The sequence below is a fragment of the Chitinophaga ginsengisoli genome (assembly GCF_003014595.1).
Classification (GTDB): domain Bacteria; phylum Bacteroidota; class Bacteroidia; order Chitinophagales; family Chitinophagaceae; genus Chitinophaga; species Chitinophaga ginsengisoli.
The window spans coordinates 603900-629722 of record NZ_PYGK01000002.1; the positions used below are offsets into that span (position 1 = coordinate 603900).

28 protein-coding genes are annotated in these 25823 nt (G+C 44.2%); 17 read left to right on the forward strand and 11 right to left on the reverse strand.

All coding sequences use genetic code 11. The features are described 5' to 3' along the window. Positions 1-80: 80 nt before the first annotated feature. Together CLV42_RS07005 and CLV42_RS07010 are read left to right on the forward strand one after the other, a co-directional pair. Positions 81-1052, forward strand: a complete 972-nt coding sequence (locus CLV42_RS07005; RefSeq protein WP_106601176.1) for an aldo/keto reductase — start codon at positions 81-83, stop codon at positions 1050-1052. A gap of 41 nt (positions 1053-1093) precedes the next feature. Further along, on the forward strand, positions 1094-1906 hold the full coding sequence (locus tag CLV42_RS07010) for a helix-turn-helix domain-containing protein (RefSeq protein ID WP_106601177.1): 813 nt from the start codon (positions 1094-1096) through the stop codon (positions 1904-1906). 6 nt (positions 1907-1912) lie between these two features. Here the strand turns inward: CLV42_RS07010 and CLV42_RS07015 are convergent, their stop codons facing one another. Further along, on the reverse strand, positions 1913-2785 hold the full coding sequence (locus tag CLV42_RS07015; RefSeq protein ID WP_106601178.1) for a helix-turn-helix domain-containing protein: 873 nt from the start codon (positions 2783-2785) through the stop codon (positions 1913-1915). Positions 2786-2868: 83 nt separating this feature from the next. On the opposite strand from CLV42_RS07015, the gene CLV42_RS07020 reads away from it, so the two are divergent. Continuing rightward, positions 2869-4431, forward strand: a complete 1563-nt coding sequence (locus tag CLV42_RS07020) for an MFS transporter (protein ID WP_106601179.1) — start codon at positions 2869-2871, stop codon at positions 4429-4431. A 503-nt stretch (positions 4432-4934) separates the two neighbouring features. Here the strand turns inward: CLV42_RS07020 and CLV42_RS07025 are convergent. Beyond that, a complete protein-coding gene (locus CLV42_RS07025; protein ID WP_106601180.1) occupies positions 4935-5381 on the reverse strand; it encodes an SRPBCC family protein in 447 nt (148 codons plus the stop codon). A gap of 559 nt (positions 5382-5940) precedes the next feature. Between CLV42_RS07025 and CLV42_RS07030 the strand changes: the two genes are divergently transcribed. The 3 genes from CLV42_RS07030 to CLV42_RS07040 all read left to right on the forward strand — a co-directional run bounded on the left by CLV42_RS07030 (position 5941) and on the right by CLV42_RS07040 (position 8698). After that, on the forward strand, positions 5941-6366 hold the full coding sequence (locus tag CLV42_RS07030) for a cupin domain-containing protein (RefSeq protein WP_106601181.1): 426 nt from the start codon (positions 5941-5943) through the stop codon (positions 6364-6366). 124 nt (positions 6367-6490) lie between these two features. Further along, positions 6491-7576, forward strand: a complete 1086-nt coding sequence (locus CLV42_RS07035; RefSeq protein WP_106601182.1) for a helix-turn-helix domain-containing protein — start codon at positions 6491-6493, stop codon at positions 7574-7576. Between the two features lie 42 nt (positions 7577-7618). Further along, positions 7619-8698: a hypothetical protein gene (locus CLV42_RS07040; protein ID WP_146154326.1), complete on the forward strand. Its 1080-nt coding sequence runs from the start codon at positions 7619-7621 to the stop codon at positions 8696-8698. A gap of 74 nt (positions 8699-8772) precedes the next feature. Here the strand turns inward: CLV42_RS07040 and CLV42_RS07045 are convergent, their stop codons facing one another. The 5 genes from CLV42_RS07045 to CLV42_RS07065 all read right to left on the reverse strand — a co-directional run bounded on the left by CLV42_RS07045 (position 8773) and on the right by CLV42_RS07065 (position 12826). Further along, on the reverse strand, positions 8773-9669 hold the full coding sequence (locus tag CLV42_RS07045; RefSeq protein WP_106601184.1) for a helix-turn-helix domain-containing protein: 897 nt from the start codon (positions 9667-9669) through the stop codon (positions 8773-8775). 50 nt (positions 9670-9719) lie between these two features. Beyond that, positions 9720-10484: an SDR family NAD(P)-dependent oxidoreductase gene (locus CLV42_RS07050; RefSeq protein ID WP_106601361.1), complete on the reverse strand. Its 765-nt coding sequence runs from the start codon at positions 10482-10484 to the stop codon at positions 9720-9722. A gap of 110 nt (positions 10485-10594) precedes the next feature. Next, positions 10595-11512 (reverse strand): helix-turn-helix domain-containing protein, encoded by a 918-nt coding sequence (locus CLV42_RS07055; protein WP_106601185.1) that lies wholly within the window; start codon positions 11510-11512, stop codon positions 10595-10597. A gap of 60 nt (positions 11513-11572) precedes the next feature. Beyond that, complete coding sequence (locus CLV42_RS07060; protein WP_106601186.1) at positions 11573-12310, reverse strand: SDR family NAD(P)-dependent oxidoreductase; 738 nt, start codon at positions 12308-12310, stop codon at positions 11573-11575. 174 nt (positions 12311-12484) lie between these two features. Then, positions 12485-12826 carry a HopJ type III effector protein gene (locus tag CLV42_RS07065; RefSeq protein WP_106601187.1) on the reverse strand — a complete coding sequence of 114 codons (342 nt, stop codon included), beginning with the start codon at positions 12824-12826 and terminating at the stop codon, positions 12485-12487. Positions 12827-13108: 282 nt separating this feature from the next. Here CLV42_RS07065 and CLV42_RS07070 point away from each other — a divergent pair, with 282 nt between their 5' ends. The 4 genes from CLV42_RS07070 (at position 13109) to CLV42_RS07085 (ending at position 17701) form a co-directional block, all read left to right on the forward strand. Next, positions 13109-13324 carry a hypothetical protein gene (locus CLV42_RS07070; RefSeq protein WP_106601188.1) on the forward strand — a complete coding sequence of 72 codons (216 nt, stop codon included), beginning with the start codon at positions 13109-13111 and terminating at the stop codon, positions 13322-13324. A gap of 87 nt (positions 13325-13411) precedes the next feature. Further along, positions 13412-13948 carry a hypothetical protein gene (locus tag CLV42_RS07075; protein WP_146154327.1) on the forward strand — a complete coding sequence of 179 codons (537 nt, stop codon included), beginning with the start codon at positions 13412-13414 and terminating at the stop codon, positions 13946-13948. A 153-nt stretch (positions 13949-14101) separates the two neighbouring features. Beyond that, complete coding sequence (locus CLV42_RS07080; protein ID WP_106601190.1) at positions 14102-14665, forward strand: hypothetical protein; 564 nt, start codon at positions 14102-14104, stop codon at positions 14663-14665. A gap of 252 nt (positions 14666-14917) precedes the next feature. Further along, complete coding sequence (locus CLV42_RS07085; protein ID WP_106601191.1) at positions 14918-17701, forward strand: pre-peptidase C-terminal domain-containing protein; 2784 nt, start codon at positions 14918-14920, stop codon at positions 17699-17701. Positions 17702-17780: 79 nt separating this feature from the next. On the opposite strand, the gene CLV42_RS07090 is transcribed toward CLV42_RS07085, so the two are convergent. After that, on the reverse strand, positions 17781-18374 hold the full coding sequence (locus CLV42_RS07090) for a hypothetical protein (protein WP_106601192.1): 594 nt from the start codon (positions 18372-18374) through the stop codon (positions 17781-17783). A gap of 151 nt (positions 18375-18525) precedes the next feature. Here CLV42_RS07090 and CLV42_RS07095 point away from each other — a divergent pair, with 151 nt between their 5' ends. The 7 genes from CLV42_RS07095 to CLV42_RS07125 all read left to right on the forward strand — a co-directional run bounded on the left by CLV42_RS07095 (position 18526) and on the right by CLV42_RS07125 (position 23949). Then, positions 18526-19089: a Crp/Fnr family transcriptional regulator gene (locus CLV42_RS07095; protein ID WP_106601193.1), complete on the forward strand. Its 564-nt coding sequence runs from the start codon at positions 18526-18528 to the stop codon at positions 19087-19089. Positions 19090-19212: 123 nt separating this feature from the next. Further along, the gene (locus CLV42_RS07100; protein WP_106601194.1) at positions 19213-19602 is read left to right on the forward strand and encodes a RidA family protein; all 390 of its coding nucleotides are present in this window, start codon (positions 19213-19215) and stop codon (positions 19600-19602) included. A gap of 157 nt (positions 19603-19759) precedes the next feature. Beyond that, a complete protein-coding gene (locus CLV42_RS07105; protein ID WP_106601195.1) occupies positions 19760-20383 on the forward strand; it encodes a hypothetical protein in 624 nt (207 codons plus the stop codon). A gap of 188 nt (positions 20384-20571) precedes the next feature. Then, on the forward strand, positions 20572-21129 hold the full coding sequence (locus CLV42_RS07110; RefSeq protein WP_106601196.1) for a hypothetical protein: 558 nt from the start codon (positions 20572-20574) through the stop codon (positions 21127-21129). 29 nt (positions 21130-21158) lie between these two features. Continuing rightward, a complete protein-coding gene (locus CLV42_RS07115) occupies positions 21159-21665 on the forward strand; it encodes a hypothetical protein (RefSeq protein ID WP_106601197.1) in 507 nt (168 codons plus the stop codon). Then, positions 21662-22495, forward strand: coding sequence for a tetratricopeptide repeat protein (locus CLV42_RS07120; protein WP_106601198.1), 834 nt, complete (start codon positions 21662-21664; stop codon positions 22493-22495). The genes CLV42_RS07115 and CLV42_RS07120 overlap by 4 nt, the downstream gene beginning before the upstream one ends. Positions 22496-22671: 176 nt before the next feature. Further along, positions 22672-23949, forward strand: coding sequence for an epoxide hydrolase family protein (locus tag CLV42_RS07125; RefSeq protein ID WP_106601199.1), 1278 nt, complete (start codon positions 22672-22674; stop codon positions 23947-23949). Positions 23950-24035: 86 nt separating this feature from the next. Here the strand turns inward: CLV42_RS07125 and CLV42_RS07130 are convergent, their stop codons facing one another. The 3 genes from CLV42_RS07130 to CLV42_RS07140 form a co-directional block, all read right to left on the reverse strand. Continuing rightward, positions 24036-24482, reverse strand: a complete 447-nt coding sequence (locus tag CLV42_RS07130; RefSeq protein WP_106601200.1) for a LytR/AlgR family response regulator transcription factor — start codon at positions 24480-24482, stop codon at positions 24036-24038. A gap of 21 nt (positions 24483-24503) precedes the next feature. Then, complete coding sequence (locus CLV42_RS07135; RefSeq protein WP_170117420.1) at positions 24504-25010, reverse strand: DUF302 domain-containing protein; 507 nt, start codon at positions 25008-25010, stop codon at positions 24504-24506. 82 nt (positions 25011-25092) lie between these two features. Then, the gene (locus tag CLV42_RS07140; RefSeq protein ID WP_170117421.1) at positions 25093-25659 is read right to left on the reverse strand and encodes a Crp/Fnr family transcriptional regulator; all 567 of its coding nucleotides are present in this window, start codon (positions 25657-25659) and stop codon (positions 25093-25095) included. Positions 25660-25823 lie beyond the last annotated feature (164 nt).

The window sequence follows — 25823 nt, forward strand, 5'->3', positions numbered from 1 at the left end:
AAGTAAATTGAGCCATTAAAGAAAGCGTCCATCCGCTACAAAACCTCAATTTTGTATCATTAATCAACAAACTAGCAGCGATGACAACAATAACAAAGATGAGCCTGGGCACAAACGGACCACTCGTATCTAAAATCGGATTAGGCTGTATGCGGATGTCGCCTGTGTGGGGAAGCGTGGCAAATGACGAAAATGAAAGTATTGCCACTATTCAGGAGGCATTGGACCGCGGTATAAACTTCCTGAATACAGGAGATTTCTACGGCGCAGGCCACAATGAAATGCTCGTCGGTAGAGCCATCAAAGGCAGAAGGGACCAGGCCTTCATTAGTGTCAAATTTGGCGCGATCTTCTATGGCAGCCAATGGCTTGGTCTGGACCTGCGCCCGATAGCTATTAAGAACTTCATCAACTATTCTCTCGTACGTCTGGGTATAGATACGATCGATCTTTATCAACCCTGCAGACTTGACAATAGCGTTCCGGTAGAAGATATCATTGGTACTATTGCCGACCTGATCAAAGAAGGCAAGGTGCGCCATCTGGGCGTTTCTGAAATAACGGCAGATCAACTGCGCAAGGTGCATAGCATTCACCCGGTAACAGCATTGGAAATAGGCTATTCATTGGCAGATCGCCAGATAGAAAGCGACCTGCTTCCTGCGGCTAAAGAACTGGGTATAGGTGTTGTAGCATTTGCCAATACGGCCGAAGGCCTGCTCACCGGCGATATGAAGGCTCCTCTTCCGGCTAATGCCTATCAAAATCACTTTCCACGTTTCCAGGGAGATAACCTGGTAAAGAACCTGGAAAAGGTCGAAGTATTAAAGCAAATGGCAAAGGAGAAAGGATGCACACCTACACAATTGGCTATCGCCTGGGTGAATGCACAGGGGGATCATATCATGCCATTGGTAAGCATGAGCCGCCGGTCACGGTTGCCAGAAAATATACAGGCCATGGGTATTGCGTTCACGCCTGAGGAGCTGAATGCCCTGAACACACATTTTGCGCCAGGCGCAATACTGGGTGGTACATATCTGCAGCGATAGCAGGTTACCAATAAGCGCCGCCTCTTTTATATCTTTGCACAATGACAAATCCAACTGAAATACTCCCCGGTGTCATCTTCTATTCTTATCTCGCAACGAAGAGAAAGGAAAAAGTAGCCTTCCTTGAGCATAATACTTTGGTGTTGCAGGTCTCAGGCCGTTTTACAATGGAAACTGCTAACCAGAAGGTCTCAATGGAACGCGGCCAGATGCTGCTGATACAAAAAAATCTATTGGGAGAGATCACCAAGACTCCTTTAGAGGGTGAGGATTATCAAACCATTGTCATTCGCCTGGAAGAAAACTTACTCAGAAAGATCGCGCTGGAAGAGCAGATAGAGACCGGAGAAAAATACACAGGTTCTCCCATCATTCTCGTTCCCGGAAACGATTTCCTGTTAGCTTTCTTTCAATCCCTGCTACCCTATGTCCGGCATCCGGAAGACAAGGTAACGAAAGAAGTAGGTATGCTAAAAGTAAAAGAGGCGGTATATCTCCTCCTGAATACCATGCCCGAACTCACTAAATTCCTATTCGATTTTTCAGAACCTTATAAGATTGATCTGGAGAAATTCATGCTCAGCAACTTTCATTACAATATTCCTGTTGAAAAATTTGCACAACTCACCGGAAGAAGCCTTGCAGGGTTCAAACGTGATTTCCAGAAAATATTCGGCATGGCGCCCCGGCAATGGCTATTGGAAAGGAGACTGGCGGAAGCCCGCCATCTCATAGAAAAAAAGAACAAAAAACCATCTGCCATTTATCTTGATCTGGGCTTTGAAAGCCTCTCCCATTTCTCGCACACTTTTAAGAAGAAATTCGGTAAGGCGCCTACGGAATGGCTGGCTTAAGGCGCCTCATGAAGGATGCTTAGCTAGAGCATTACTACTCGTTTTCCCTGATACATATTGCTTCCGGAACTTCGTCAGCGCTACCCCTTTCTGCTTTTTAAAATACTTATTCAGGTGACTTTCATCCGTAAACCCAAACTCAACCGCAATTTCATTCACACGCATATCACTGAACTTTAACCGGTGTTCAATCAGCCGTAATTTATACTGCGTAATAAAATGCTGCAGCGTCTCTCCCGAACAACGCTGGAAGTACTGACCAATATAACTGGTCGAAACACCAAATGCCTTCCCGATCGCGGCAGCCTTTAACCTGGCAGGATCGAAGATATGCTCCTCGATGTAATGAATAATCTCCAGCAATTTTTTATCGGTATTTTCTGAAGCTGCCGGTGGCCCCGCTTTTTCAATATTACGGGCAGCAATAACGATCAGGGCGTTAACGAAGTGTTTGATAATATCCTGCTGGTAAAGATCGGGATGTTCCAGTGTATGCAACAGTGACGTAGCAATGGATTGGACAAGTACATTGTCGTCAGGTGTTCTCATGATGCACCCGGTAAAGTGACGGGCGTAATACAGAATGCATTCCATCTGGTTCATCTTTCCCCATTCGAATGCCCTGATGTAACTACTGCTAAAACGCACCATCAGGAATTCCGTGGGTTGTTCAAGCTCAAAATGATGTACATCATCCGGGGTAAGCAGTATCACGCTACCCGGCTTGAATGCCGTGCGGTGCGAATCTAGTCCCAGGTGCCCCTGACCGCTTACCACAATACAGATCTGGAAGAAATTGTTCTGAAAATCTACCGGGGATACCGCTTCCATTTTTTGACGGACCACCTCAAGTGGTGTGTGCATCGTTAACCTTACCATAGCATAAAAGTACCTGTTTTTATAAAAGTTGTACTGATTTTTTGATAAGTACCGGTATACTTTAGCGGTCTTAAAAAGATGATATGACTGATCAAACGAAAGGACTCCCGACAAATCCGCGGGCACTGATCGCTATTTGCCTGGCAGCGCTGATGTTCGGATTAGAGATCACCAGTGTGCCGGTTATTCTTCCTACGCTCGAAAAAACACTGGGCAGTAATTTCAGCCAGTTGCAGTGGATCATGAATGCCTATACGATTGCCTGTACGATGGTGCTGATGGGCACGGGTACACTGGCAGACCGCTTTGGACGTAAACGGGTCTTTATCATTAACGTGATTGGTTTTGGCATTACTTCTATCGTTTGTGGTATTGCCGGCACAACGGAACTGCTGATAGCAAGCCGTTTCTTCCAGGGGATGACCGGCGGCGCTATGTTCATTTGTACTATCGCGCTGCTTTCCCACCAGTATCCACAAGGGCCGCAGCGAAGTAAAGCATTTGCAGCCTGGGGAATCATTGCGGGTATCGGATTGGGCTTCGGGCCGATCATCGGCAGCATCATCAGCGAAACGATCAACTGGAGATGGGTATTCCTGATCCATGGAGCACTGGCACTGGGGACGATTTTATTGACCATCCCCGCTATAGCAGAATCGAGGGATCCTAATGCCGGTAAGCTGGATCTGATAGGGATCGTACTACTATCGGCAGCAGTGTTCGCGCTCACTTACTATATCACACAGGGACCGGAAAACGGATTCACCAGTACATCCTCATTGCTGGTGCTCCTTGCCGCCGTGGTGTTGATCATCGGGTTTGTATTGGCGGAGCTCCGTCAGCCTTATCCCATGATCGACTTTAAAGTGTTCCGGATACGACGGTTTACCGGAGCCATGATGGGATGTATCGGCATGAACTTCTCCTTCTGGCCCTTAATGGTATTTCTTCCCCTGTATTTCCAGGTAGCACTGCGTTGTGATACACTCACCACCGGCTTGTGCCTGTTGGCTTATACACTGCCTACCCTGTTGTTTCCACCTGTAGGTGAGCGCCTCATGCAACGCTACGGTGCCGGACGTGTTATTCCGGCAGGCCTATTACTGATCGGCACCGGTTTCTTTACCATGTATGCCAGCGGCAGTACATGGATAACGCTTTTATCAGGTTGTGTACTGGCTGGCAGTGGCCTGGGAATGGTCAATACACCTGTCACCAATACCGCCACAGGGGCTGTTCCGGGTAACCGTGCAGGTATGGCTTCCGGGATCGATGTAAGCTGCCGGTTGATCACGCTGGCGATCAACATTGCGCTGATGGGTTTCCTGTTAGTACAGGGCACTTTTTCTTATCTGAGTGATGCGCTTCCATTGGCCGGTTCAGACAAACTATTTGAGCTATCCAAACAGCTCGTAGCCGGCAGTCTGAAAGAGGAACAGACAGTCAACATAGCAACATTAACGGGAACGCATCAACAGGCATTTTTTGGTAAAGCGCTGGAACAAGGTTTCGGTAGTGTTTTTTTATATGGTGGTGTGGGCGTATCGGTATTGGCGCTGATCAGTTTTCTGATCTTCAATCTGCAGCTAAGAACGAATAGTCCACAGTTAATACGACCTGTTGCAGAGTTATCAAGTGATAAATAAGACGAGGCACATGACGCCAAAAGATAAAAAAACCTATGGCCTCCGCTCCCGTGGGGGCCTTTTCTTTCGTTCGGGCATAGTCCAAAATACGCCCTATATCCCTAAAAAAGACATGATGAAAAATACATATATCTATGATATAAAAGATTCTCCTACTATAAAATAAACTGTTAGCAATATCAGTACACAATCATGTTTTTACACAATCCTTGTAAAACTGCTATCCCAGTGTATTCCCTGAGATAACCCATATATAACCCATATATAAGCCATATATGACCCATATATAACCCATATTTAAGAGATATGGGTTATATATGGGTTATATATGGGTTGATGATGGTTTGTATTTGAATTGCAAGAACGAACGGAGCGAATTAAGACCCCTTCAACAGACTGTACAGAACAGCCTGATGGGCAATAAAAAGCCCCCTGGTCTGACCAGAGGGCTGTTGCAAATATGATTAAGTGGACCTAGTTGTTCCTGATATATAGTTCCCGCATCATACCGGGATCTCAGGCTCTACTAACTTAGCCAGCTTTTCGAGGGATTCCTGCCAGCCCAGATAGCACATTTCGGCAGGTATAGCAGCGGGAATGCCTTCCTGCGTAATTTTTATTTCTGTACCCGCGATCGTTTTCCGGAGTGATACAGAAGTGGTCATTTCTCCTGGCAGGTTGGAATCATCAAATTGATCTGTGTATTTCAAAAACTCATTAGGTTTAAGTTCCAGGTATGTCCCGCCGAATGAATGGCTGTTACCGGTTGTAAAGTTCTGGAATGACATTTTATGAGTACCCCCTACGGATACATTCATTTCCTGAACGGTACAAACAAATCCATAAGGAGGTAACCAGGAAGCAATCGCAGCGGCTTCAGTAAATGCGCGGTATACTTTTTCAGGAGATGTTTTAAGCACTCTGTGCAGCGAAACAGCATTGTTTGACATAAGATCTATTTTTGGTCCTACTCATCTGGCTTTTCGGTTCCGCCCGTTTTTTAAGTGGTCGCTGCTCCACTTAGTTTTATACTGGTTGTTTACCATTGATTCCGACACAACAAAGATGCGGAGAAGATTCAATTGGGATGGCGGCTACATAAGACATAATAAAGGGGTAATTACGACCTCAAAGGAGTAAACCCTTATTTTGGGGTAATTGCGCCTTTTAAAAAGACTGTGCGCGATGGGCTGGCGAATATCAGTGAAAAGGCGCGTGATTTAACGATATACAGTGACGAATTCCGTTGCATCGGCAGGCATAGTAAGCATTTCACAGCATCACACCATTCTGTCTTCACTTCTTCAAACAGTTTGCTGTAGCTATTTTCAGAGGGGCAACATCTTTCCTGTGCTACACATAAAGTACTTCTTTTTCTCAGGCACATGTTTTGACCCCAACGTAGCAGAATATTCAGTGCGGTACTAATGACCCACTTGTTTTGCTGATGATCATCGATAGCACAACAACCCGGCCCTCGAAAGGCTATCATTTATTAAACTCATTATTATGAAAAAGTTTGTCTTAAGTCTTACAGTGTTACTCACTGCATTCACATTCAGTACAAAAGCGCAACACCAGGAACATGGAAAGGAAGTAACAAAATATCCACCTAAAGTGCTCTTCACAAAACAGCTCCCTGCCGATCTGAAAAAAGATGAAGCACAGGTCGTATTGGTGACATTTGCGCCAGGCGAAGTATCTCATGCGCACAGACATCCGATGGCAACTGTTGGCTATGTACTGGAAGGCTCCATAGAATCTACTTTTGAAGGAGTGAAACATGTCTATAAACAAGGAGATGTTTTCTGGGAAGAACCAGGCGGATTGCACAATCAGACCAGGAATCTCAGCACAACCGAGAATGCTAAACTGGTGGTTTTCTTTGTAGGATCTACAGGAAGCCCGGTTCTCATCCCGGAGAAGACTAAATAGTAACCTCTTAGAGGCAAGGCAGCCATTCAAAATGACTGCCTTGTCTCTATTTCTCAGCGATTAAAGCACCGAAAGAAATATAAAGGAAGTTTATGGAATTCTCCATTTCATACATCTCCTTTGCATGACAAGCTATTATCTTACCTGCGGAGGGATGTTCCTGCTGGCCCTCGCACATCTCAGTAATACGCCAAGGGCGAATCCTGTTGCCAATGCCTGGCTGGGTGGCTTTTTCTGCTGCACCGGTAGTGCTGTACTGGCATTTATTGCGGAGAGTACAGGACTGGCCATACGTTATCCCTTTCTCGTGCCCTTGTCGGAATCCATCCGGCTGCTGATGGCGCCCTCATTATATCTTGCTGTACTGTATTTTACCTCCGCCCGGCGCGACTGGAAACGGGAAGATTACCTGCATTTTTTGCCAGCAGTAATGTTTTTGCCCCTATTGTTCTTCGGAGGCCCCCATTTACCCCGGTTTTTAGGTGTGCTGGTTGGTATCAGCGTTAAGTTACAGCTGCTTGTTTACTGGCTATTGTCTTTCTATCTGCTACGCAGGCACAGCCGTTCGATCCGGGAAGTGAATGCGGAGGTCCAAAGGATAGATCTGAAATGGCTGCAATATATGCTGCTGGGTATCGCTGCACTCATGTTACTCTGGTATAACCAGGTTTTCCAGATAAACGCTGAGTTGGAACGCTTTACTGGCGTGGGCTATTTATTAGCTATATATGTGATTGCCTTCTTTTCATTACGGCAGCGGGAAATTTTCCCCTACGCAGCAGCAGAGAAATCCGCCCTCCAGGAAGTTATAGAAAAAAAGAGCCCTCCTCCACGCGTAACAGATGATGGCATTCAGCGCTTAAAAGCTCATCTGGACCATTTGATGGAACAGGAGCAGTTATTTACCGACAGCGATCTTAATCTGCCCCAGCTGGCCGGAAAAATGGATATTTCGGTTCATGAGCTTTCCTACCTGCTTAATAAAGGATATGGACAGAACTTTTACCAATATATCAACCACCACCGGGTAGAACGGGTAAAGGAGCTGATGGTATCAGAAAAGCACCGGCACCTGAGCATGCTGGGTATTGCCTTTGAGGCCGGGTTTAATTCCAAAACTACCTTTAACACCACTTTTAAGAAAATCACGGGGATGTCGCCTGGTGAATACCGGGAACTACTGGTACGGATGGATACAACGGGGCATTAAAACAATGATCCATGGCTACTATTGCAGAAAAACCTGGTAGCTATGGAACATGTAAAATTCTCCCGGAAATTGCTCGTTTGTCTGTTGGCCGGACTCATTATCGCTGCCGTGCTGCGGCGGGTGATGGCCCGTTATTTTATCACTTTGATGCCCGTCACCGGCGTCTGGGGACTTTCCCTGTTATGCCTGTTGGTCTTTTGGGTATATCCATTTGTCTGGCATTGGCAGGAAAAACGTGGAAAGGGAAATTCCCCCGCCAGGCTCCTTTGCCTTCAATCCCTGATAGCCTATACCCTCGCATTTGATCTCGCCTCATTCGGCTGGCAAAAGATCTTCCACCTGCAAATGGTAGTGCCCCTTGGCATACTGGACCTTCCTTTTAACAGCCTGGATGGAGAAACACTTACATGGGCTTATTTCAGGCGTTCCTACCCTTTTACAGTCACCATTGCCATTTCTCAGATGGTAAGCGCCTACCTGCTATTATGGCCACGAACCCGCCTGCTGGGATTGATCTGTATGATTCCCATTTTACTGAATATTATATTCATAGATTTCTTTTATCATCTACCCGTTGGCGTATTACTACATGCTATCATTCTAATGTCGGGAGTGATATATCTTTTGATGCAATACCGGACTTCCCTGGTGCATTTCTTCTTCCGGACACTGCCTGCTGCCGCGACAACTTTTAACAGACCCACTATGTACCTGTTACGTGCAGCGGTGATACTGATACCATTGGTCCTGCTGGCGACTTACAACTATCCAGACAAGCATCCACAATTTACCGGCAAGTATATGGTCAGTCACCTGACGGTGAATGGCAGACCGGTAGTGGCGCATAGTACAAAAGACAGTGTGCTCACCTCCGTATATATGGATTGGCAGGATGACTTTGTGCTTGAATTTAACAACTATAACAATAGGTATATCGGTACATACAGCTACGCCCCTGAAACAGATAGTCTTCATGTACAGTGGCGTTATCCGGCGGCATTCAACATGCCCTTCTCCGGTAGTCTGAAGAAGACAGATAAAAGAGGCGATTATTCATTCATAGGATATATGGGTACTGACACACTGGAAATGCGGCTGGAGAGATTACCGGAACCCAGGTAACGGCAATGACAGAAAATAAGAAAGCTTCAGGCTTGCTGGCCTGAAGCTCTTTATTGCCACATATTACATGGCACTCAATGCTGATTTCTGAAATCCTTCGGAGATACTCCTGTTTTCTTTTTAAACAACTTGGTAAAATGCGAAGGGTGTTCAAAGCCAAGATCATATGCAATTTCACTAATTGCCTTCTCCGTACTCCACAATAATGATTTGGCTTTGTCAATCAACTTGAAGTAGATATGTTCCTGCGTCGATTTACCGGTGTATTTGTTCAGCAGATCGGCGAGATAATTGGTGGACAGGTTCAACTGTGACGCAAAATATTTTACTTCCGGCAAGCCTGTTCCATTAAGTGACTCCTGGTTGAAATAATCCGACAACAGCCTGTCGAATTTCTGCACGATATCGTTGCTTGATTTCTCTCTTGTCAAAAACTGACGATCATAGAAACGTACGCAATAAGCGAAGAACAACTCTAGATTACTCAAAATAAGATTACTGGAATGTTTATCGAGATTCATCCCAATTTCCCGCTGGATATTTTTGATACACTCTTCGAGGATCACCTTCTCTGCTTCTGAGATATGCAATGCCTCATTGGCCTCATATCCAAAGAAAGACAACTCGCTCAGCTTACGCCCCCTGATATTTATATTCAGGAAATCAGGATGGATATATATCCCCCAGCCCTCTATTACCTTTATGTCCGGGTCGGGCGATAAAACCTGGTAGGGCCCCGTAAACATCAGCGAACCTTCAGAAAAATCATAGGTAGTACGACCATACCCAAATTGCCCCTTTATTTTCTTGCAGGAAACGCCATAAAGATTCAACCTGTATACGTCCCCGGGCACGCGGTGGGAGCGATCTACCTTAGCAAGATCAACAATGCTTATCAAAGGATGCACGGGTTTTTCATAATGAAAGAACTCATGCAGTTCTGAAATTGAGTGAATATCTACATATCTCATTAGATATATTTTTTATAGCTGTAGCCGGTTTACAAAGGTAATCCAATCTATCAGATAAAGATACCACCGCCTACTTCGATACGTTGTGCATTCACAAAGCGGCTATCTTCCGAAAGGAGTGACGCAACAAAAAGTCCAATATCATCAGCATCGCCAAGACGGCCCAATGCTATCATACTAGCTATTTGCTGGCGATGGGCCTCATCTCCTTTTCCTCCACCGAATTCGGTATCAATGGCTCCTGGTGCAACAGTGTTAACACGGATCCTTCTATCGGCATACTCTTTCGCGAAGTATCTTGTCAACGCCTCTATTCCTGCTTTGATAGCGCCATAGACAGCTACTCCGGGGAATGCGAACCGGGCAAGGCCGGATGAGACATTAATAATATGTCCGCCATCCGCTACTAACGGAAGCAGCTTTTGTGTCAGGAAGAATACGCTTTTAAAGTTAACATTTACAAGCTCGTCAAAGATGGCTTCGGTGGTATCTTTGATCAGCATTCTTTGCGCTATTCCTGCATTATTTACCAGGTAGTCGAAGTGGGTCCGGTTCCATTCTCTTTTAAGAATCTGCTGTACCTGGTCAGCGAAACTGTCAAATGATGAGACGTCAGCAGCATCCCATTTTAAGGCAACGGCTTTGCCGCCATTTGCATTGATCTCATCAGCTACTGCCATTCCCTTTTCCGGGTTGCCGTTATAAGTAAGGATCACTCCTATTCCACGCTTGGCTGCATTCAGCGCTATGCTCTTTCCTATACCTCTGCTCCCACCGGTCACCAGTACGATTTTTGATTTCTGATCTGTTGTCATAAAGAATATTTTTATGACATAAAGTTCGGCCTGTTCGGGATCATCGGCTTTTACATATGATGGCAAGATTTATACATTACACTGATTGTATTGTATTGTATTGGCTTTTATCAATTAAAAGATTTCCTGAATGCCACCGGCGAAAGATTTGTCTTATTCCTGAACAGCTTACTGAACGATTGCGGATGTTCAAAGCCCAGCTCATAGGCAACTTCACTTACAGATAAGCTGGTGGTAGATAATTTCTCCTTCGCTTTTTCAATGAGTTTTTGATGTATATGCTGCTGTGCATTCTGACCGGTAAGTGACCGTAACATATCGCTTAAATAACCGGGAGAGAAGTTTAAGCGTTCTGAGAGGTATTGTACTGTCGGAATGCCTTGTCTTAACGAGATCTGGTCATTAAAATAATCATCCAGTATCTCTTCCATCCGCTGTAATACATCATTGCTGACTGCTTTACGGGTAATGAACTGGCGCTTATAAAACCGCTGTGCGTAGGTCAGTAGTAACTCAATCTGCGCAATCATTACATCCTGGCTGAAATCGTCTATTCTGCTGTTCAATTCTTCCTCCATGATGCTAAAGATGGAAACAATGGACGTCTTTTCTTTATCTGACAAGTGTAAAGCTTCATTAGCCGTATATGAAAAGAAGCCATATTGTCTGATCTTCTTCGCTATTGGATAGCCGAGAAAGAAATCAGGGTGGATGAGTAAGGTATATCCCGAAAGCTCCTGCGTTTCATCACCTCTGCCAATTACCTGGTTGGGAGAAGCGAATAACAGTCCACCTTCGTCGAAATCATAATACCCCTGCCCATATTTTAACTTTCCACCTAAATGAGTTCGATAAGATATCTTATAGAAATTCAACACATGGGAACCGGGCAATTTACTGCTCTCGACTTTATTCTTATCATTGTCTATTAAACTTATTAACGGATGCAATGGCTTAGGTAAGCCTAATGCCCGGTGCGCATCGGAGATGGAATCTAATGTATAATGATCTGTTTCGTTCTTTTTCATACTGAAAAATTACTGAAATTACAACCGGCAAATAACATTATTGCCGGTTATAATATTTGTTTACCATGGGATATCTCCGGTTTCAGGGTTGTTTTCTTCACTTACATATTTCCCTGTTGGTCCGTCATCACCTATCAGCACATATTTTGCTATTCGCGTTCCAGCTTCCTCAACACTTCCGGTCCCACGATGCTGATTGAAATCTGTAGCCGTGAATCCCGGGTCCACTGCATTCACTTTAAATGGTGTATCACGCAGTTCATAAGCCAATACAATCGTATACATATTCAGTGCCGCTTTTGATGGCAGGTAAATGGCACCCTTATGATGGTAATATTTCCAGCTGGGATCACTGTTCAGGGTAAGCGAACAGCCGCTTGATGATACATTCACAATACGCGGTTGCGTAGCCGCTCTCAACAAGTCTATAAAGGCCTGGGTAACCCTCACAACACCGTACAGATTAACATTAAATACCTCATTCATAACAGCAATATCCGAACCAAGCGCTGTTTGTGGTAATCCACCATTGATACCGGCATTATTGACCAGGGCGTCCAGCACAGCAGTTTTCCTGCCTATTTCAGCCCGTGCAGCGTTTACAGAATCCTGGCTGCTTACATCCAGCGCAATGACTTCCACCGCATGTAGTCCTTCTGCTTTTAGTTGCTCCACTGCCTGCTGACCATTCTCAACATCGCGGCTGCCCAAATAAACATAATATCCCTTTTGGAGTAGCTGTCGTGCGGTTTCAAGCCCAATACTTTTATTAGCGCCTGTAATGAGTACCTTTTTCATTTCGTTTTCAATTTTTTCTGATGATTGAAATAATGATACAAAGGTCAGCAACTGCCTGTAGGTACCCGTAGCCTGATTGGGGGATTACGTAGCCAAAATGAGGATGGGTGCCGTATAAATCGAAAGAGGCTATAAATGCATGATCTATAGCCTCTTTCGATACACTTTATAAAACTATTTCGCTAGTAATGCCTGTCCTTCGAAAACTATTCCAGGCCAGCCATGCTTCATAAACTGCCTGATATTCTGGTGGTCAGCTGCATCCGGCGTATTCAGTACTGACTGATAGTGTTCCGCAAACAAATAGAGTGTATCTTCTTTGCTCAGGTTATTTAGTTGAGCGAAGGAAAACACCTTTGCGCTGCCCTGATTCTGCGTCGCCTCGTTATATGCTTCTCCGTTTTTAAAAGCCGCTGGCTGTTGCTGATAGTGGGTTTCTATAAATTCAATCACCTCTTTGAAGGTGAGTGCATTCTCTCTTAATTGCTCAATCAGCGTAATTATTTGTTCTTTCATTCAGATAACAAGTTTTTGATCAATGTGAGGTTATGCAGGAAGACCTGCCCTCATTTAACGGGGCAAAAATAGAAATTTACGCGAAAGGTACCAGATCATTCCTTCTCACATTATGGTTTAGCCCAAAACAACTCCGGATTATTCGTCTTATAATACGTAAACTTCACCCCGCTTTTCAGCATTCTCTTCCTTTTCGTCTACACATTTCCGGCTTAAATCTACAGTCCCATTTCCCCTTTACTGCCGGTGGATAGCTTTGTACTGCATCAAATGCGTATCTACATGAAAGCATCTACAGAAAGAAAGATCATCCGCTGGTTACATATTCTGCTGAGCATACCTATCCTCGGGTATATCTACGGGCCGGTAGCCACCCTGCCAGCGGCGGCAAACGCAGTTCGTTTTGTTTTCCTGCCTGTCGTGGTACTCAGTGGCTTCTGGATGTGGAAACGGCATTGGTTTAGAAGAAGACCCAAACAACAGGCCAGCATCCGGTAAGGGAATTGTTGATATTATAATAGCTGTGGCAATTTCTATATTTCAGTTTTATTGCATATTTTCATGTTCTAACAATTCTTAACCATAATGAATGTATTTATCCGTCTTCAGTTGATCCTTTCGATAGTTGTTTGTATAACCGCTGCAAACACCTATGCATCAAAGGGAACTGTACAACCCACTATGGATACCTCAGCCGCTATCACTACTATCAGAACAGCGTACAAAAACATAAACACCGCCCCGCTCACCACCGAAGTATTTAAATACGAGTCTGACGGTTGTGTGGAGGATGGAGTGGTCAGATATTTCTTTAACGAGAAAAAGGAGATCGTAAAGATCGTAGAGTCAGGGAGTATTGGCGACGGTTCCTGGAGTCGTGAGTTCTATTTCCAGTCAGGCAAATTCATTTTCTGTTACGAGTCATTGGTCGGTGGTCCTGCTGATGGTCCGGAAACAAAGAGCGAGTATCGCACCTATGTAAAAGATAACCAGGTATTGCGTTTCATGGAAGACAAGCATATTGCCCCTGCCGGTGAAAAGTCAGCAGATGCCGTAAAAGTGTCTTATAAGCTCATTAAGGCTTATACTACCAAAAAGTTCGCCGAAGTCTTGTGCGGATAAATTAACGCTGTTTTTCAGCTTATAAAGAACAAGAAAGGGGGTGTCTCAGGTAATTGAGGCGCCCCTTTCTTTAGTACTCAAGCAAACCGGGCAACATACATATTATTTATATAATATGTTTATCGTATCTTGCACCCAAATTACTCCCAACCTATGAGCCAGCAAGAACCTACACTGAAAAATCCAATAAAAATTGGTCCGATAATCGGTATCCTCATAATGATGGTCATTGCCAACGGATGCTTTTCCAGTCACAGGGAAAAGCAAAACGAAACCAAATACATCCCGGTATTGAAAGCCATGATGACTGATAATACAGTTGCCGTTGCAAAGGTAGATCCCACTTACAAAGAGGTATCGATGAAGATCATGGGCATACCGGTAAAACATTACGAGGTAACATATACCTACGAAGTAAATGGCGGCGGACCATACAATGGAACAAGGGTTCTGTCAAACCCTCCTACGTCTGCAGAGATGCCTTTATACTATGCAAAATCGGATCCTTCTTACAGTTCCTTTGAACCGGAGGAAGACATTAAAAGGATCACCGAAAAAGCGGCATCCAATTCAAACTTATATTGGGCTATCGGCTGGTTTGCTATAGCTGTACTTGCATTGCTGGGCTATCTGTCGGAAGCGCGGGCTTATCTGAGGGCAAAGAAAGCGATAAGGGCTAGAGAAGAGGCAGCCTATCAGAGCGCAACAAATTATTAACTGAAAGAATGGAAGATGTCTCAACAATAATGGAGGCGCCTTTCTAACCATATAGCTTACAAAGATAAAGAGGATGTTTCAACAAGAATTGAGGCATCCTCTTTCGTATAAATGGACATGATATACCGCAGCAGTGTGACCCCTTAATTTAGCATAGCATACCACCTAAGACACTGTATTAACAAACCCTATGTTACCCATCCATCCCAGGAAAATATATGCGTTCTCTTTTAAACCCTAAAACATCTCATTATGAGAAAACCGTTATTCTTACTGTTATGGCTGCTGCTTGCATGCCATATATCCAACGCCCAGGTAAGCCGGGGCGGAAAACCTTATAGTTATTCAGCAAATCTGGCAGCACAGATTACAACCCAAACTATCCCTTCAGTATCCCAGGCTAATCTCAGAAAAGAAGATGAACAACGCGAAAAACAGGGATTACCACTGCGCGTAGGTATCATATTCCCTACAGATTACTCTTTGAATAATACAGGCGCCTGGACCACCTTATCCAACGGCGACCGTATATGGCGACTGAAGATCGATGTACAGGGCGCATTGGCTACTTCCCTGTATTATAACAATTTTCATTTGCCCGAAGGTGCTACCTTGTTTGTGTATAACGAAGACCACTCACAACTGATCGGTAGTTATACCAGTGCCAATAACCAGCAGGGCGGCCTGTTTGCTACTGAAATCCTCAAAGGAAATGCCTGTATCATTGAGTATTATGAGCCAGGATCAGTAAGAGGTAAAGGTCATTTTACGATCAGTGGCGTGAACAACATTTACAGTGAAAGGATCCCGGAGGCAAGGAATAATCAGCAGAAAGATTTTGGTGATGCTGGCAGCTGTAATGTGAATGTAAATTGTCCTGAAGGTGCTAACTGGCAGAACCAGAAACGTGCGGTAGCCAGGATCTTACTGAGACTGGGGAACGCCGCCTACCTGTGTACAGGTGCACTGGTAAACAATGCGCGTAGCGATTGTAAGCCTTATTTTCTGACTGCCAACCACTGCGGTTCTAATGCTTCTGTTTCAGATTTTAACCAGTGGATATTTTATTTCAACTATGAGGCGCCTTCCTGTGCTAACCCTGCCAATGAGCCTGTAAGCAACACTATTACCGGTTGTGTACAGCGCGCCAGGTCAGGCGATAGCGGAGAAGCGGATGGCTCCGACTTCCAGCTGCTGCAATTCAATTCGGCTGTTCCCGCTTCCTACAATGTGTACTACGCAGGCTGGAATGCCAATGATGTGGCCAGTCCCAGTGGTGTGACCATTCATCATCCGGCAGGCGATATCAAAAAGATCTCTACTTATACCACTCCGCTTACAAACGACAACTTCAATACAACAGGTCCTCCCTATACTCACTGGAAAGCAGTATGGGCGCAGACGCAAACTAACTGGAGCGTAACAGAAGGCGGCTCTTCCGGTTCACCATTGTTCAACAACACCGGGCAGATAGTAGGACAGCTATCCGGTGGACCTTCCAGCTGTACAGCATCTACGGCTAACAAGAATGATGAATATGGTAAGATGTCTTACAGCTGGACCTCCAACGGTACTGATGTGCTGCACCAGTTAAAACCCTGGCTGGATCCCGACAATACCGGTATACTACAACTAGCAGGTTCCAACTACCCTTGCGGCGATACCACCAGTGTATCCTGTCCTGATGTATACGAGCCAAATAATACATTGGCGACAGCCTATCCTATTGTGATTGACACCGATATCAGGGGTACCATCAATACCCCATCTGATACAGATTACTTTAAGGTAGTAGTGACAGACAGCTCTTACCTGGGAGGCTTCCTGGATAACCTGGGTGCTAATTTCGATATCCGGCTGCTGTCTGCTACGGGTAGTCAGCTGGCCAGTTCACAGAACACCGGCACCACTCCGGATTCCCTCTATTCCATAGTAGGCCCTGGCACATACTACTTCCAGATATATGGTCATAATGGCGCTGTGTATGACAGTATATGTTACAGGTTCCATAGCTATACAATCATTATAGGAGGATGTACCGACCAGCTGGAAAGTAATAATACACTGGCCACGGCAGCAACTATTTCCACGGGTGCTGCATTCCCGGCCCTGATAGCATCTGCCAGCGATGTGGATTACTACCGTATTACCACTACAGGTACCAATACCATCACTGTCAACCTATCCAACTTACCTGCAGATTATGACGTGAGATTATTGTCTTCTACGGGCAGTCAGCTGGCCATATCGCAGAATGGTGGCACTACCGCTGAGACTATTACTTATAACAACGCTGCTGCCGGTACCTACTACATATATGTATATGGATACAGCGGTGCGTTTAATGCCAGCAAATGTTATCAGCTGCTGGTGAATGCAACACCTTCCGTTGCATGTACCAACTCTTTCGAACCAAATGCAACAAGGGCTACTGCTGCTGCTATCAGTGTAAACACCGAGATCAACTCACAGATTGCATCTTCTACGGACGTTGACTGGTTCAAGTTCAATAACAGCAGTACACAACCGCACATCGAGATACTACTCAGCAACCTGCCAGGAGACTATGATCTGTACCTGTATGACTCTACAGGCACACTGCTGGGTAGTTCTGAAAATGGCAGCACTTCCAGCGAAAGGATCGTGTATAACAATGGCGCCGTAGGTACTTACTACATACGTGTAGTTGGTTATAACGGCGCATTCAGCACCGGCGTGTGCTATAAGCTGACTGCAAATATCAGCAGTACACCGAAAACTGCAGAAATAAGTAAGAACGGGAAAACGATCGACCGTGAGCTGAATGTATATCCGGTGCCTTCTACCGGTAAGGTATATACAGAACTGAATAGCTCCAGCAACAAACTGCAGTATATCACTGTAACAGACTTAAACGGTAAAGTAGTCTTTACCAAACAATTCCGGATCGTATCTGGCTATAACCGCCTTGAAATAGTATTGCCATCTTCATTGCAGAATGGCATCTATATTATTTCCAACGGCACTACGTCCAGGAAAGTAGTGTTACAGCGATAATATATAAAACGGATGGATGGGAGAAAAGCGGTTCAGCAATGGACCGCTTTTTTTTTACGAAATGCAAATATTTGTGCAGCTATCCTGCAAGACCTACTGATTTAAATCTAATATGACCTTTCTTTGTGATTTCGAAAATGTAGATAACGGCGAATTCACCCACCCACTCTTCTTCTCCTTCTTTGAAAATAGTTCTTGAACCCAGATTTAACGTCAAAGTGTTGCTCTCTTTGTCCCATCTTGCACTCATCCCATAACTTTTCGATGCGAGACTATCTACGAATCCAATGGTCGTACAGTCACCTGTCTTATACAGTTCTTCTGTCTTAATTTTCAACAGACATTTAATGAACGCCTTATCAAATATTTTGTTGAAATATTTATAGAAATCGGCTTCCGTAAAAGGTTTTGCCTTACCCCCTACGCTCTCACCGCCATATGCAAGAATCCATATGTGATTGCTCTCCTCTGAAATTGGCAAGTCCACAAAGACTCTTGCCTTTGCTTTATTACCCTGATAAACAGCGTCTCTGAACTGCCGGAAATTGTAAACCCAATAGGCAGTGTCTTTTTGAGTATAGGACGTGTCTGTTGTATTCTGCTGCGTTTGAGCAGAAGCCGTCATACAAACAATCAAGAAAAGAAAGATAGACATAGGTTTGAGCAGAGACATATTAGGGTATTTATGATTGTAAGCACTAAAATACCAAATTTACCCGAATATTTCCAATAGGTTAGGTGCATCAGCTCCTCATAAGCGTCTTTCTTCTTACCTTGCCGCTATAACTAACTGGTATTACGCCAACATCAGACGTTGTGTATTTATGCAGGAAAAACTCAGAGAACATATAGAAAAGATAATTCCCCTCAGTGATGATGAGTTTGCGCTTGTACTGACTCATTTCACTTATAAGAAGTTTAAGAAACATCAGTTCCTTATCCAGGAAGGCGATGCAGTAAAGTATTCCTATTTTATAGTTACCGGGCTTTTAAAGCTTGTATATACTGATACTACAGAAAAGCAACACATTGTATCCTTTGCGATGGAAGACTGGTGGGAAAGCGATTTCTATGCGTTTTACACGCAGACTAAAGCTACCATGTCTCTGGAGTGCCTTGAAGATACCGAGGTTTTCTGCCTTACATTCGAAGACTACCAAAGACTGCGCAATACGCTTCAGAAGATGGAACGTTTCTTCCTTGAAAAATCAAATTTTGGTTTTCTGGGTGCACAGCGCCGTATCATATCACTAATAACATCTAACGCGAAAGAGCGTTATGAACAACTCCTTCAACAATCCCCCTCACTTGTTCAACGTGTACCTAAAGGCCTCCTTGCTGCCTACCTGGGTGTTTCCCGCGAGACGCTCAGCAGATTATCTTCCTGATGTGACAAACATCACTTTTTAATCGTGCGGTTTGTCAAAAATCAAGTCCCTGTGTATTCGGAATTTTGACATGTCAATTCTAAACACAGTACCCGCATTGGTGCTGACTCAAAACCGAAGAACATGGAAATAAGAAACATCAATCCCTGGAAATGGCAGGATGCACGTAGTTATTCGCAGGCTGTAGAAGTAAAACACGTAGAAGGCACGCTATATTGTTCTGGTCAGGCAGCTATAGATGCTGATGGCACATCAAGCAATGCGGATATGGAATCCCAGCTAATGCAGGCTATACAGAACCTGGAACAATTGATCGGAGAAGCCGGGTACGAATGTAAAAATATTGTGCGGCTCAATATCTATACGACTTCAACAGCAGAGCTCTGGCCTAATTTCCCCATCCTTCAGGATTGGATAGCTAAACATGGCGTTAAGCAGGCCGTTACTTTATTAGAAGTAAAAAGCCTCTTTGAAACATTAAAAATTGAGCTGGAAGCTACCGTGGTAAAATGATCAATGTACGAATCCGGACAGAAACCGTTCACTCCTGAACGGTTTTGTCGCCATTATACTTCCCATATTCGGACCAGTAAGATGCTTTAAGACAGGCATAATCATTGATGCGTATAGGCACCTGGGTATATATTACCCCGGTATAAATCCAATGACTATGAAAAAGACGCTCCTTTTACTGTTATGCCTTTGGGCCCTTCATTCCTTCGGACAAGATCATGCTACTTTCAATCCTGAAACATGGAAAGCGCCGTATTACTTACCTGTTGAAGGATGGGGTATTGAACGTTTTCCCATACCCATTGAGTTTGCACCCACTATTCCTTACAAAGGTGTAGAGGACATCCGTTTTACAAAGGGTTGGGGCGAAGCAAATAGCGAGGAATACTGGTCCTATTCCTTTTTATGGTATTTAGATGGAGCGCAGAAGATCAGTGCTGATGTCATCAACAAAAATCTAAACGCCTACTATGATGGCCTGATAGGCAGGAACATTGAAAAGCGCAACATACCTGCGGCTATGGTAACCAAAACGAAGACCCAGGTAACGAAACTAGGCAAACCACAGGGCAGCGACGAGGCCACCTATTCAGGAACCGTCAGTATGCTGGATTATATGGCTAAAAAACCTATGGTACTCAACTGTGTCGTACACGTTATCAAATGCCCGGGAATGGCTAATACGATCGTTCTCCATCAGCTTTCACCACAACCTTTGACTAGTGCAGTCTGGACCAAAATGAAGGAGTTAAGAGGGCAGTTTGACTGTAATAAGCGGTAATATCGATTGGATGGTTAGTATTTACTTTAAAAGGGTTCATAATTGAACCCTTTTGCTTTATATTTGCCCCGGTTTAATACAGTATTTACATGCGTGCGCCCTATCAAAGAAATGCCCGTGTTGTTGTCCCTGCATTGTTAACTGTCACCAAATATGCCATCATAAACATATCGTAATACCAAGCTATCATGTCACAACTCAATTCCTTATACGTAAACATCAAAATACCAAAAGACAACCTTGAACGGTTCCTTCAGGCTAAACCAGTAGAAGCAGCTGTTGATCAGGATTGGACCACATGGTGGGAGAGCCGCGACATGTATGGTAAGGAACCACTGTCGAAGATCTATTTTTATCAACAAGACACCAACCGCGACGTCCTGGCAACAACAGCCAATGAATGCAGAATCGGGAAAGATGAGCAAATGGACGATGGGGATACTGAATGGACTTTCTGTGTTGTATTCTTCAGTGAAAACTATGAGGAAAGCTTAGCCATGTTAACCTGGTTAAGAAGTATTGCTCCTTACATGGACGCTGATGGAGAAGGTGTCGCCCTGATTTACGACTTCTTCTGGGGCAGTGGCGTAGTGATGGCACACCTGGTATTCAAAGGGCAGGAAGTATCTTTCAAATTAACCGAAGACACGTCCGAACTTGCCCCAGCGTTACTTGAAGCAGCAAATAATTCTTTACAGATTGCCTTTGATGCTGTCTCCGCCTATTATGGCGAAGCCGATCAGTAGTCAAAAAGGCCCCTTTTACCTATACCCTTATGTATCAACTGAGAAGCATCATGCTATCCTTTGTTCTTTTGAGCTTTTTCATGCCTGCCTTTGCGCAGCAACAAAGGTTCCCTGAAAATGTGGGTGATATCCCCTTTGATAGCCTGCAGGATGATCCGGGATTTGTAGTATGCCATCCTAAACAGGTGCTACAGTACTACAATACTACATCCTACTATAAGGATCATAAAAAGGAGATCATAAAATATCTGCTGGATAATTTCAGCACACAGGATAGTTTTCAGGACCAGAACGGATTTCTGACCATCAGGTTCATTATTAATTGTAATGGTGACACCGGCCGCTTCCGGCTTTTAGAGATGGATAGTAATTATCAGCCTATTCATTTCAAAGAAGCCTTATCTCAGCAATTACTTAAGCTGGTAAAACAACTCAGCGGATGGCAAGCGGCGGCTTATAAGGAGAAGATATATGACAGCTATCAATACATCACTTTCCGTATCAGGAACGGTAAAATAATAAGTATTAGTCCATGAAGAAGACATACCTGCTCCTATTTCTCTGTATAATTAGCTTCATCGCCAATGGCCAGGAGAATTGCGATATCTATACGGATTCTCTCTGTAACCTTGCCTGTAAGTTACGCAACCTTTCCAGCTCCTTTCCACAGGGCTCCCGCAGAAGCCAGGAATGCCTTGATAGCGCCATCCGCTTATGCCCAGACATGGCAGATGCCTGGCGGGAAATAAGTGTTCCTTATCTGAAACGAGGTGATTTCGTGACCTGGCGCAGGTATATGGACAAGGCAGTGGCCCTCCAGCCTGGCAGGACATTAGATATAAGAGGCTGGTGCAGATTTAAATTCCTGAGAGATTATGAGGGCGCTCTTGAAGACCTGAAACGATTCGACAGTCTGACCCACTTTGCCTCCAAACATACCGGGGACGGTACTTACAGTTTAAATGTTGTTATGGCTTTATGCGAGAGGGAGTTAGGGAATTACTCCAATGCGGCTCTTTATTTCTCCAGGGGTATTGATAGCATTTTTTATACTAAAGGGAAGGATTTTATAGGATTGTTTGACTTTTTACATAGGGCGGTATTAAAAATACGGCAGCAGGACTATACTGGTGCTTTATCAGATCTTAAGCAGCAGGAGAAGGTATGCAGGAACTATGTAGAAACCAGCTATTATAAAGGTATTGCTTACCGTGCTCTTGGGAAACAGCAATTAGCGAAACAGCAATTCGGGAACGCCGCCCGTTTATATAAAGAGGGATTTCATATGTCTGATGTTTATTGCGAAATGCTGGATGCGGTATATCCTTCGGATGTGGAGGATGCATTGAAACAAAAGCCAATATAAAAATAACATTCATAAGCGCCAGAGAACATTGTCACTGATCTCGTTGTTATAACCTTCACACTCAAATTTGGCCACTTCGGGAATAACTTAGTCTACCTGGCCAACTTCACCATTGCCAATCGCTGCTGACCGGGATAATTTTACACCCGTATTCCAAAACATAAAAAACTGAATTTATGAAAAAGGTTAGCATATTTAAAGTTGCATTGGTCGCGGTTGGGCTGTTGACGCAAAGTACATTCAGCCATGGTCAAACCGGGACTACATCAGACAAAAGCATCCGCCCTTTCCAGGTCCATATACCGGAAGAAAAATTAACAGATCTTAAACACCGGATACAGGCTACTCAATGGCCGGATAAGGAGATCGTCAACGATGACTCCCAGGGTGTACAGCTTGCTACAATGAAAGCCCTTGCTCAATACTGGGCAACAGATTATGACTGGCGAAAAATCGAGCAAAAACTGAACGCTTTACCACAATTTGTGACAAATATCGATGGCGTTGATATCCATTTCATCCATGTTCGTTCCAAACATAAAAATGCCTTGCCTGTTATCATCACCCATGGCTGGCCCGGCTCCATCATCGAACAGTTAAAGATCATTGGCCCTCTCACCGATCCTACTGCTTATGGCGGAAAGGCTGAAGACGCTTTTGATGTAGTAATACCTTCGATTCCCGGCTATGGCTTCTCAGGTAAACCAACTACTACCGGCTGGGATCCTGTGCATGTCGCAAAGGCATGGATAGAATTGATGAACCGTCTTGGCTATAAAAAATATGTTGCACAAGGTGGCGACTGGGGTAATGCCATTTCCGAAATAATGGCATTAATAGCACCTCCGGAATTGCTGGCTATTCATACGAATATGGCAGCCACTGTTCCTGCAGAAATCACCAAGGCACTGGCATCCGGCAATATGCCTGCTGGTCTTTCAGCCGACGAAAAGAATGCATACCAGCAGCTGGACTTTTTCTATAAGAAAGGACTGGCTTATGCCCAGGAGATGGGTCTTCGTCCGCAGACACTCTATGGCATTTCGGACTCTCCTATCGGTCTTGCAGGCTGGATACTGGACCATGATGCAAGTAGTTATAAACTCATTGCACGCGTCTTTAACGGACAGTCAGAAGGCCTTACAAAGGATGATATTCTGGACAACATCACGTTATATTGGCTGACCAATACCGGTATCTCTTCCGCCCGCCTTTATTGGGAAACATTCCAGACTGCAAAGGGAGGCTTCTTTGATCCCCGTCATGTTGCCATTCCGGTAGCAGTAAGCGCCTTCCCTGATGAGATCTATGCCGTACCAAAAAACTGGGCAGAAATGGCATATCCAAAACTGATCCATTATAACAAGCTGAATGTAGGCGGTCACTTTGCTGCATGGGAACAACCCAAACTCTTTACGGAAGAACTGCGTGCATCGTTTAAATCACTTCGCTGATTATAAGGTGCTGCAAGCCACGACAAAAATGGGATGTGACATACGCGCACATCCCATTTTTGTTTATTTAATCTGACTCTTCGGCCTCACCTGTTCTCCAGCCAATCCAGGAAATCCTTTCCTCTCTGCCTTGATACAATCATCTTTCCCGGAAAAAGTAAAGTAGGTATTACCAGCAACTTCCGGGCAAAATAGCGTTCCACCTCTTTAATGGCATCGAAGTTGATCAGGTATTGCCTGTTTAACCTGAAAAACTGCCGGTCTGATAAAAGCTGCTGTATCTGCTCCAGGGAATAATTGACTGAATATTCCTTCCCACATACAGTGACCATAAGTGTTCCCTCGAACTTAACATAGAAAAAAGCTATCCTTTCAGTGGGAACTGTGAGGTATTTATTGTGACTGAGCACCAGGAAACTCCTTTTACCTGTACAAGGCACGCGCTTTGGTGCATTATTCATTTCTTCAGCCTGCACCGGACGGTAATCATCTTCATTGAATTCCTCACTGGTTGTTCTTTCTTGATACTTCATTTCGCCTGTTTTTACTACTCATTAGTTATCTGATATTGATTTTCCACGACCTCTGCCATCCGCAGTCTGAATCATTTTAATAAGATTGTTTTCCAGCATAATTGAATCGGAAAGTATCCTTGCATTATTAAACTGGGCACATAAAGAAGACGGCAGATCATATTCGACTATCACCTTTCCATCAGATGATTCATAAACCAACAGATGAATAGGCATATAGAGTCCTGTTCCTGCATGGTTCTCCACCATCCTGTACATTATTTGCGGATTCCCGATCTGGTACTGCCTGATCTTTCGCCCGTGCTCTTTTTTCACCAGATCCTCCTGGGAAAGCATGTTAAATAACATCAGGCCACTTTCATTATTGGTGGTGGTTAAATAGTAAACCATGGATGCAGGAACTGCTCCCAATGACTGTAAAGCCGAAGGCATCAAAATGCCCAAAGCTTTTTCGAGATGAAAGGTGAAGTCATAAAAGTTGCTTTCTACTTCAATACTTACATGCTCTACAATTATTACTTTTTTCATACTCCTTTCTGTTTTGCTATCAAATTTCATGACTTTAAATAGCAATAACATTCACATTTGTGAATAAATAAGGGAGGAAATATTAATGCTGACTTCTTATCCTGCTTAAGGATTGTGGCGCTATGCCAAGGTAGGAAGCGACGTAGTAGTTTGAAAACATCTGAAGAAGGTGCGGCTCTTCGTTCACCAGCTTATTATATCTTTCTGTGGCTGCCATCGTAAGCAATGTGAATGCTCTATCATACATCTGCATAAATGCATTTTCGTTCAGCTTCCGCATCCATCTTTCGTATATAAGCGATTTCTCTATTAAGTACGTTACCTGTGCTTTGGAAAAAGTTATTGCATTCACTTCACTAAGCGTCTCTATGGTGACGGAAGATGGTTGATTGTTTAAGAAAGCACGATAGTCGACGGCAAACAGGTTTCTGCTATTGCTTGCCTCATTATTAAAGTGGAAAGACCATGTCACCGTTTTGCCTGAAAAATCAGTATAATAAGATCTTGCAGTACCGGAAACAATAAAATGAACTTTATCAGACGGGCTACCTTCATGCAGGATAATATGTTTGGGAGGAATGGTAAGCTCGCCTGAATGGGCTGCTATTACATCCATCGTATCGGGATCGAGGTCCACATACTTTCGCATGTATTTAAAGAAAGGTTCGCAAGTCTCTGGTGAGTTCATCGGCAGGCAGTTGAGTGAACATATTACACAATCAATATTGCTACGATAGACATACCAAAAATAATAATACTCTGTGATTTCTTCTTATTAAAAATCAGCTGGCAAATTCACATATTACTCCTGGC

Excerpts from the sequence above, each read along its gene's own strand:
- CLV42_RS07005 (WP_106601176.1), top strand. The coding sequence starts at position 81 with ATGACAACAATAACAAAGATGAGCCTGGGCACAAACGGACCACTCGTA.
- CLV42_RS07010 (WP_106601177.1), top strand. The coding sequence starts at position 1,094 with ATGACAAATCCAACTGAAATACTCCCCGGTGTCATCTTCTATTCTTAT.
- CLV42_RS07015 (WP_106601178.1), bottom strand. The coding sequence starts at position 2,785 with ATGGTAAGGTTAACGATGCACACACCACTTGAGGTGGTCCGTCAAAAA.
- CLV42_RS07020 (WP_106601179.1), top strand. The coding sequence starts at position 2,869 with ATGACTGATCAAACGAAAGGACTCCCGACAAATCCGCGGGCACTGATC.
- CLV42_RS07025 (WP_106601180.1), bottom strand. The coding sequence starts at position 5,381 with ATGTCAAACAATGCTGTTTCGCTGCACAGAGTGCTTAAAACATCTCCT.
- CLV42_RS07030 (WP_106601181.1), top strand. The coding sequence starts at position 5,941 with ATGAAAAAGTTTGTCTTAAGTCTTACAGTGTTACTCACTGCATTCACA.
- CLV42_RS07035 (WP_106601182.1), top strand. The coding sequence starts at position 6,491 with ATGACAAGCTATTATCTTACCTGCGGAGGGATGTTCCTGCTGGCCCTC.
- CLV42_RS07040 (WP_146154326.1), top strand. The coding sequence starts at position 7,619 with ATGGAACATGTAAAATTCTCCCGGAAATTGCTCGTTTGTCTGTTGGCC.
- CLV42_RS07045 (WP_106601184.1), bottom strand. The coding sequence starts at position 9,669 with ATGAGATATGTAGATATTCACTCAATTTCAGAACTGCATGAGTTCTTT.
- CLV42_RS07050 (WP_106601361.1), bottom strand. The coding sequence starts at position 10,484 with ATGACAACAGATCAGAAATCAAAAATCGTACTGGTGACCGGTGGGAGC.
- CLV42_RS07055 (WP_106601185.1), bottom strand. The coding sequence starts at position 11,512 with ATGAAAAAGAACGAAACAGATCATTATACATTAGATTCCATCTCCGAT.
- CLV42_RS07060 (WP_106601186.1), bottom strand. The coding sequence starts at position 12,310 with ATGAAAAAGGTACTCATTACAGGCGCTAATAAAAGTATTGGGCTTGAA.
- CLV42_RS07065 (WP_106601187.1), bottom strand. The coding sequence starts at position 12,826 with ATGAAAGAACAAATAATTACGCTGATTGAGCAATTAAGAGAGAATGCA.
- CLV42_RS07070 (WP_106601188.1), top strand. The coding sequence starts at position 13,109 with ATGAAAGCATCTACAGAAAGAAAGATCATCCGCTGGTTACATATTCTG.
- CLV42_RS07075 (WP_146154327.1), top strand. The coding sequence starts at position 13,412 with ATGAATGTATTTATCCGTCTTCAGTTGATCCTTTCGATAGTTGTTTGT.
- CLV42_RS07080 (WP_106601190.1), top strand. The coding sequence starts at position 14,102 with ATGAGCCAGCAAGAACCTACACTGAAAAATCCAATAAAAATTGGTCCG.
- CLV42_RS07085 (WP_106601191.1), top strand. The coding sequence starts at position 14,918 with ATGAGAAAACCGTTATTCTTACTGTTATGGCTGCTGCTTGCATGCCAT.
- CLV42_RS07090 (WP_106601192.1), bottom strand. The coding sequence starts at position 18,374 with ATGTCTCTGCTCAAACCTATGTCTATCTTTCTTTTCTTGATTGTTTGT.
- CLV42_RS07095 (WP_106601193.1), top strand. The coding sequence starts at position 18,526 with ATGCAGGAAAAACTCAGAGAACATATAGAAAAGATAATTCCCCTCAGT.
- CLV42_RS07100 (WP_106601194.1), top strand. The coding sequence starts at position 19,213 with ATGGAAATAAGAAACATCAATCCCTGGAAATGGCAGGATGCACGTAGT.
- CLV42_RS07105 (WP_106601195.1), top strand. The coding sequence starts at position 19,760 with ATGAAAAAGACGCTCCTTTTACTGTTATGCCTTTGGGCCCTTCATTCC.
- CLV42_RS07110 (WP_106601196.1), top strand. The coding sequence starts at position 20,572 with ATGTCACAACTCAATTCCTTATACGTAAACATCAAAATACCAAAAGAC.
- CLV42_RS07115 (WP_106601197.1), top strand. The coding sequence starts at position 21,159 with ATGTATCAACTGAGAAGCATCATGCTATCCTTTGTTCTTTTGAGCTTT.
- CLV42_RS07120 (WP_106601198.1), top strand. The coding sequence starts at position 21,662 with ATGAAGAAGACATACCTGCTCCTATTTCTCTGTATAATTAGCTTCATC.
- CLV42_RS07125 (WP_106601199.1), top strand. The coding sequence starts at position 22,672 with ATGAAAAAGGTTAGCATATTTAAAGTTGCATTGGTCGCGGTTGGGCTG.
- CLV42_RS07130 (WP_106601200.1), bottom strand. The coding sequence starts at position 24,482 with ATGAAGTATCAAGAAAGAACAACCAGTGAGGAATTCAATGAAGATGAT.
- CLV42_RS07135 (WP_170117420.1), bottom strand. The coding sequence starts at position 25,010 with ATGAAAAAAGTAATAATTGTAGAGCATGTAAGTATTGAAGTAGAAAGC.
- CLV42_RS07140 (WP_170117421.1), bottom strand. The coding sequence starts at position 25,659 with ATGCGAAAGTATGTGGACCTCGATCCCGATACGATGGATGTAATAGCA.